Source organism: Arthrobacter sp. Hiyo1, from assembly GCF_001263615.2.
Taxonomy (GTDB): domain Bacteria; phylum Actinomycetota; class Actinomycetes; order Actinomycetales; family Micrococcaceae; genus Arthrobacter.
On sequence record NZ_DF952472.1, the window covers coordinates 93,013 to 99,904 of the forward strand.

General features: G+C 63.9%; 7 protein-coding genes. All 7 read right to left on the reverse strand.

What is annotated here, in order from left to right:
- Nucleotides 1-209: hypothetical protein (locus AHiyo1_RS24795; protein WP_172465596.1), on the reverse strand; the 209-nt coding region annotated here is incomplete at its 3' end.
- 62 nt (nt 210-271) lie between these two features.
- Nucleotides 272-1,255: an aldo/keto reductase gene (locus AHiyo1_RS14080; RefSeq protein WP_059388986.1), complete on the reverse strand. Its 984-nt coding sequence runs from the start codon at nt 1,253-1,255 to the stop codon at nt 272-274.
- A gap of 128 nt (nt 1,256-1,383) precedes the next feature.
- Nucleotides 1,384-3,555 carry a polysaccharide lyase 8 family protein gene (locus tag AHiyo1_RS14085; protein WP_059388987.1) on the reverse strand — a complete coding sequence of 724 codons (2,172 nt, stop codon included), beginning with the start codon at nt 3,553-3,555 and terminating at the stop codon, nt 1,384-1,386.
- Nucleotides 3,471-3,932 (reverse strand): twin-arginine translocation signal domain-containing protein, encoded by a 462-nt coding sequence (locus AHiyo1_RS25615; RefSeq protein ID WP_216363211.1) that lies wholly within the window; start codon nt 3,930-3,932, stop codon nt 3,471-3,473. Before AHiyo1_RS25615 ends, AHiyo1_RS14085 begins: the two co-directional genes overlap by 85 nt.
- Nucleotides 3,933-4,011: 79 nt before the next feature.
- On the reverse strand, nt 4,012-5,016 hold the full coding sequence (locus AHiyo1_RS14090) for a hydroxyacid dehydrogenase (protein WP_084784512.1): 1,005 nt from the start codon (nt 5,014-5,016) through the stop codon (nt 4,012-4,014).
- Nucleotides 5,013-5,921: a carbohydrate ABC transporter permease gene (locus tag AHiyo1_RS14095; protein ID WP_059388989.1), complete on the reverse strand. Its 909-nt coding sequence runs from the start codon at nt 5,919-5,921 to the stop codon at nt 5,013-5,015. Before AHiyo1_RS14095 ends, AHiyo1_RS14090 begins: the two co-directional genes overlap by 4 nt.
- Nucleotides 5,918-6,880, reverse strand: coding sequence for a carbohydrate ABC transporter permease (locus AHiyo1_RS14100; RefSeq protein ID WP_059388990.1), 963 nt, complete (start codon nt 6,878-6,880; stop codon nt 5,918-5,920). Before AHiyo1_RS14100 ends, AHiyo1_RS14095 begins: the two co-directional genes overlap by 4 nt.
- Nucleotides 6,881-6,892: the final 12 nt, after the last annotated feature.

Genomic DNA, 6,892 nt, shown 5'->3' on the forward strand with positions numbered 1-6,892 from the left:
GCCAGAGGGCGGTCGAAGCGGGTCAACTCCACGACGTCGTAATCCTCCAAGGGCGCCTCGAACACCCCGAACTCGGACTCCAGCGGCAGCGCGCTGTTGACCTCGCCCGGCGGGGCGGTCATCAGGACGCCGGCGGGAAGTGTTTCCTCGCCTGCATTGAGCCGCGCCCATAGGGGCTGCCAGTCGTGTGTCGTTTCCGGTGCGCTCATGCACCAACCCTATCGTCGTCCCTGACTGCCGGTACATGCGGAATAGCTTGGCTTTCCGGGGTTTACCAGCGTGAATGGACCATCTCGCGGAAGTACGTGTTGTAGATTTCCCTGACGCTGTTCTCGAAGTCCGGACCCAGGTGGTCCAGTATCTGGATGGAGGCGGCGTTGGAGCGGGCTTGTTCGGGGCTTCGGGCACCTGGTATGACGGTGCTGACGCCGTCTTGTGCCGCGATCCAGGCGATGGCCGCTTGGGCTGTAGTTGCTCCGGACGGGACAAGCTTTTTGAATTCGTCCACCGCTTTGAGGCCTTGTTCAAAGTCAACTCCGGAGAAGGTCTCTCCGGCGTCGAATGCTGCACCGTTCCGGTTGTATTTCCGGTGGTCATTTTCGGCAAAGACTGTGTCCTTGGAATACTTGCCCGAGAGCAGGCCGGAGGCCAGAGGGACCCTGGCGATGATGCCGACTCCGGCGTTCTTCGCCGCAGGCAGGACGCCCTCCAAGGGTTTGAGTCGGAAGGCGTTCAGAATGATCTGGACGGTGGCCGTGCCGTGTTTGATGGCTTCGAGTGCTTCATCGGTCCGCTCGACGCTGACGCCGTAGTCCTTGATTGCGCCTTCACTGACGAGTGTCTCCAGCGCATCGTAGACTTCCGGCCGGCTGCAGACAGGGGTCGGTGGGCAGTGCAACTGCACCAGGTCCAGGCAATCCATCCGGAGGTTCCGCCGGGAACGGTCGACCCACTGCCGGAAGTTGGCCAGTGTGTAGTTCTCCGGTTTCTGTTCCAGGCGCCGCCCGATTTTGGTGGCTACCGTGATCTCCAGTCCGGGGTTGGCAGCGAGGTACGCCCCTATGGTTTGCTCGCTCCGCCCGTCGCCGTACACATCGGCGGTATCGAAGAAGGTCACCCCGGAATCCACTGCGGCTTCCAGGATGTCGTTGGCTTCCTTCGGGTCCACGTTGCCCCAGTCTGCACCGAGCTGCCATGTGCCCAGCCCCACAACGGAGACGGACCGCCCCGTCTTGCCCAATACTCGCTGCTTCATCCTTCGACTATAACCACGGCACAACAGCCCCGTCCGCATGGAGGGGGGCCAGTTGATCCTAGGACCGGAAGGGCCAGCCACGCCTGGTCAAAAGATGCTGCCGGACGATCTCGGGCTCTCCCGATTCCTCACCCGCCACCTGGGAAGCATAAGCACCAAGTGGCAGGGGACGGCCGGACGCCCCCGTCACACAGCTCAGGTGATGATGACGTTCTGGATGCTCTTTCCAGGTTTTTGAGGTCGACCACGCCGACCATCGCGTCCAAGTGTCGCAGCGGCACGGTGGCCCATGTTCGGTTAGCGGCGGAGTTTGACGGTCTGCGTCTGGCCGCCGAGTCCGGCAGTGTCGAGCGTGAGGGTTGAGCGGCCTCGGCATCAGCGCCGAGGGCCGCCCCGGAGCCTTCCAGCACTGTGGACCATGTTCCTTCGGGCAGCGTCAATGTGATGCGGGATGCTTTCTGCGTGGGCTCGCTGACCGCCAGACTGAGCACATTTCCGTGCCTGGAGTAGACAACGCACGCGGGACCCGAGGCACCAAGGTCCCCCGCTGTTCCGGCCTTCCAAAAGGTTGCCGCCGTAGTCTTCTCGCTCTTGAACTCCACGGACTGGGCGGTGGCATCGTTCCGGATCACCGTGTGGTTGTTGCCTTGTGCGATCTGCCTGATTTGGGCGACCGATGCGCCTGGAGCCACCACGTAGGCGTAGCTGCCCGGTGTATCGCCTGCGCCGTGGTCAATGTAGACGGTGGCGAAGTTGCGCTGCTGGACGGTGGTGCTGCCGGCAAGGAGATTGACCGCCGACCAGCTTCCGGAGCGGCTTTCGCGGAGGACCGTGAGCGGTGAGGCGTCGAGGACGGCGTAGCCGCCGAACCCTTCCAAATGGATCCATCGATCGTCATCAAGAACCACTGCGCTGCCGGCCGATTCGGCGATGCTGCCCGACGCCGTCGTGAGGGCGTTGTTTCCTTCGTGAAGATTGCGGTGGTCCACAATGCTCTCCACGCGGGCGCCGCTCCTGGTGCTGATGTCGGCGCCGAGGCATACCGCCAGGTCCCCGCTGATGAACCAGGACTTCCTGGCCGACAAGCCGGTGCCACCGGGGCCCACAAGATGCTGCCCGACGGCGGCCACCTCGCCCAGGGCCGCGGAGCCCGTCCACTCGTTTGCAGGGCGGGCTGCACCCCATTCGCCCTCCACCTTGTCCGGCAAGGGCGTGGTGTCCACGGTGGTGCCGGGCAGCCGGTTGTAGTTGGCGGTGGCCCAATAGGCGTCGTCGTATTGGCCCAGGTCGGCCGTATAGAAATGTGTCATGCCGGAACCCGTGTGGTACCCGCGGTTGTTTTCGCCGTTGCCGCATTCGTACCAGGCAATGCGGTTACTTGACATGGATAAGGACAGTGCCCAGCCGCTCCCCCGGTGGATGGTACGGTCCATGGCAGGGAAGAGCCGGTGCCCCGCGGTCTCCGCGGCTGGCGCGATACCGCTGGCCTGGAGTTCCTTGACAAGGGCAGTTCTTGGCACGCTGGCCCCTGCAAGAATCGGGCGGCAGGTGTTGCGGGTGATCCATCCGGCGCACAGGCCCCGCCATCTTCCAGCGGTAGCGGGATCCATGGCGCGTGCCAGGAGGAGAATGGCTTCGATCGCGGAAGCCCCGAGGTCGTAGCCGGTGTTGGCCTCTCGGCTGATTGAGCGGCCACGCACGGCATCCGCCATGGCTCCGTTGATGATGAACGGCGCGTACGAACCCTCGACTGCGTCGAGGAAGATGCTGCGGCTTGGATCGGAGATTTCAGAGGCCGTGCCGCCAAGGAGCGCGAACAGCTTGGACAATCCAGTGAGCAGCACTACCCCGTACGAACCTGTGTATGCGGTGGTGCTGTGCTGGATGAAGGAGCCGTCCCTGAAGAATCCGTCTCCGCTAATGACGTATTGCCACACTTGGCTCAGTCCCGTGATGGCGTGCTGAAGCTTTGCGGTATCTTCCCCGGCCAAGGAGCGGATGATGATTGCTTGGCTGAGGTCGACGCGGTTGGCTCCCACGGACGTGACCTTGGCTCTTGGTGCCATGAACTGCTGCCACGGGTCTGGCACGAAGTGGTCGATGGCTGCGCAGTTGGCAGCGATCTCGGCGGCGGTCAGTTCGCCGTGAATCAGGACCAATGTATCGGCCAAGGCCCTTGTCACACCGATTTCCCAGTTCCACCAGTTCCCGGATTCTACTTTCGTATCGTTGTAGGCAACGGCATGCGCGTCCGCCAGCCCCGCTTTGATGTCTGCAAGCACGGAAGCATCCCCGAACACTGTGGCAGTGGGGGTCGCCCAAGCGATGGCGAGCTGCTGCAGACGCGCTGGTAGGTGGAAGCAATGTGGACGTCGTTGGCGAGCGACAGGTCGGTGAAGACCGAGGTACGGCCTGCCGCGCGGTTGACCTTGGCCAGCGAGGCGGCGGCCTTGTTGTTCAGCGCAGTGATAGCCGTGGCGAAGTCTGGATCACCCGCCTGGATCACCGTGCGGCCGGTGATCTGGTCCACCCAGCGGGTCCGCAGCGCGGCGAAGTCCGCGGCGCTCGGCACTGATGCCGCCCAGGAATTTTGGGCAAACATCGAGCTGACAACGGCTGCAAGGGATAGCGTGCCTGCGGTCTGGAGAACCGTTCGGCGTGAGATCTGTGGTGACACGGAGTTGCTCCTAAGCAGGTGTGGTGGACGTGCCAAAGGCGCCCTGGACGCCGAGGCACAAAATGGACGGACTTGAGAACTAGGCGGTGATGCCGAGATCTTCGGCGCGGACGCGAAACGAGAGGGGGGCGCCCCGGGAAAGCCGGAGGGCTTCCTGGACGGTGCTGGCTGCCATGCGTTCCAGTTCGTTGCCCAGGGAACCGGCGATGTGCGGGGTCAGCAGGACATTTGGGTGCGCGTAGAAGCCGGAGTCCGCTGGCAGGACCCAAGGGGTGGTGACATCCAACACGGCATAGATATCACCGCGCTCCACCCGCGCCAGCAAGGCGCCTTGGTCGACGAGGTCACCCCTAGAGGTGTTGATGAACGTGGCTCCGGGGCGGAGCCCTTCGATCCGGCCGGCGTCGATGAGGTTCTTGGTGGAGGGGAGCGACGGCGCGTGGAGGGACACGACGTCGCTGCTCGCCACGAGCTCGTCCAAGGTGACGAGCTCGACGCCGATCGCGGCCGCCTCGGCGGCGTCGAGGTAGGGGTCGGCCACCACGACGTCAAGCTCGTACGGAGCGAGCAGGCGGATGACATGGCGCCCGATCTTGGAAGCACCGATGATCCCGACGCGCTTGCGGTAGTTTCCCATGTCAGGGAAGAGCCGTTCGGGCTGGATCTCCGCGCGGGCGGTATGCAGGGCGCGGGCGATCTGAAGGACGCGCTTGTTGGCCAGGATAATCATGGCCACGGTGTATTCGGCGACCGGGATGGCGTTGGCATCCGCGGCAGAGCTGACCTGGACGCCGCGTTCCCAGCAGGCGTCCGCAACGTGGTGTTTCACGCTCCCGGCCGCGTGCAGGACGTAGCGCAGGCGCGGTGCCGCATCCAGGACGGCGTCGTCAATCATGGGGCAGCCCCAGCCCGTGATGAGGATGTCGGCCTCCGCGAGCAGCGCCTTGCCTTCGGGTGCGTGGAAGTCCTGGATGGGCTCAAGGCTCAGGAGGTTCAGTTCAGGGTCGAGGGTGTCGAGGCTGCGTTCCGGGAACAGGGCCCGGGCGGTGTGGGCCGGCATGGCCAAGGCAACGTTGAGGGTCACTTGACGCTCCCTGCCGTCAAGCCGGACTTCCAGAATCGCTGCAGCATGATGAACGCGAGAAGCAGCGGCACGATGGACAGAAGGGACCCAGTGATCACCAGGGGTGTGAATTCCGGCTGCGGTACGGCGTAGCCCTGCCAGATGGAAATCCCGACGCTGACCGGGAGCAGTTGCTGGTCCTGGAGCATCACCAACGGAAGCATGAAGTTGTTCCAGACGCCGACAAACTGGAACAGGGCGATCGTGACGTATCCGGGGAGCATCATGGGCAGGCCGAGTGAGAAGAAGGATCGGATGGCTCCGGCCCCATCCACACGCGCGGCTTCGAGCGTTTCGGCCGGGACGTAGGCCGCGGAGTAAACCCGGGCCAGGTAGACACCGAAAGGGTTGCAGAGCACGGGGATGAGGACGGCCCAGATGGTGTTGGTGATCCCGAAGACCGATGCCAGCAGATACATGGGCAGGACGGTGGCGGTGTTCGGGATGAGGACGCCCACCAGGACGATACCGAAGAAGGAGTCCTTGCCGCGGAACTGGAACTTGTCGAACGCATACCCGGCCATGACCGAGATGAGCCCGCCAAAGACGGCTCCGAAAGCCGCGTAGAACATGGAGTTCGCCATCCACCGGAGGAACACGCCGCCGTCTTGGCTCAGGACCGCGACGACGTTGTCAAAAAAGGCCGGGTGCCCGAAAGCGTAGGCCGCCGTTCCGTAGAGGTCCGCGGTGCTTTTGGTGGAGGCGAAGAAGAGCCACAGCACCGGAAGCACCATGTAGGCGGAACCGAGGATCAGGAGTGCGTTCACGGTGAAGGTGCTGGCGAACCCGACTCGGGCGGCCCGGCGTCGTTTCAAAGGTGAAGGCGCAAGCGCAGTTCGGGGCCGGGGGAAGGTGGTGGCGCTCATGCTTTGTTCATCCTTGAGCTGAAGCGGGTGACGGCCCAGGACAGCACGGCGGCCATGAGCGCAATGATGATGGAGGCGGCCGCGGCCTGGTTGAGGTTGTGCCGATTGAAGGCCGCGTCGTAGGCCCACATGTTCGGAACCCATGTGCTGGTGACGGACGCCGTGGCCTTGGAGATGATGGAGGGTTCGGTGAACAGCTGCAGCGTGCCGATCACGGTGAAGAGCATGATGACGCTGAGTGCGGGCAGGATCAGCGGCAGCTTGATGCTGAGGGCCGCACGGATTTCCCCGGCTCCGTCAACACGAGCGGCCTCGAGGACTTCCCGCGGAACCGCCTGCAGCGCCGTGAAGAGCACGATCACGTTGTAGCCCGTCCATTCCCACACGGCGATGTTCACGATCGACGGCAGGATCAGGTGGGCGTCCAGGAAGTTCAGCGAAATGCCGCCGGTTTGGAGGACGGAGACGATGGGACTGACTCCCGGCGTGTACAGATAGGCCCAGATGAGCGCGGCGATGACGCCCGGAACGGCATGCGGCAGGAAGACAAGGAGTTGGAACAGTTTCCGGGCACGTGCGACGGCGGCATCCAGTAGGAGCGCGAACGCCAAGGCGCCGCCCACCATGCATGGAATGTACATAGCGCAGTACAGCGCGAGGCGGCCGATGCCGCCCACGAAGGCCTCGGATTGCAGGACCTGCAGGTAGTTCTCGAGGCCGACGAACGCGGTCTTCGCCTCGCCGAAGCCCAGGCCGGATTTCTGCTGAGCGAAGAAGCTCAACACGATCGAATAGATGACGGGTGCCACCATCGCCAAGGCGAAGACGGCAAAGAACGGGGTAAGGAACAGGGCGGCGGTGCGGCCGCCGGTTCCGGAAAGGCCGCGTGGCTTGCGGATGGTTGAAGCGGGGGCGGCGGCAACTCGGCTGGCGGGCTTCGTAGGTGCTTGATTGACCATTTGAATCTCCTC

Bases quoted from the DNA above. Each gene is read 5' to 3' on its own strand.
- AHiyo1_RS14080 (WP_059388986.1), bottom strand. From the start codon at position 1,255: ATGAAGCAGCGAGTATTGGGCAAGACGGGGCGGTCCGTCTCCGTTGTG.
- AHiyo1_RS14095 (WP_059388989.1), bottom strand. From the start codon at position 5,921: ATGAGCGCCACCACCTTCCCCCGGCCCCGAACTGCGCTTGCGCCTTCA.
- AHiyo1_RS14100 (WP_059388990.1), bottom strand. From the start codon at position 6,880: ATGGTCAATCAAGCACCTACGAAGCCCGCCAGCCGAGTTGCCGCCGCC.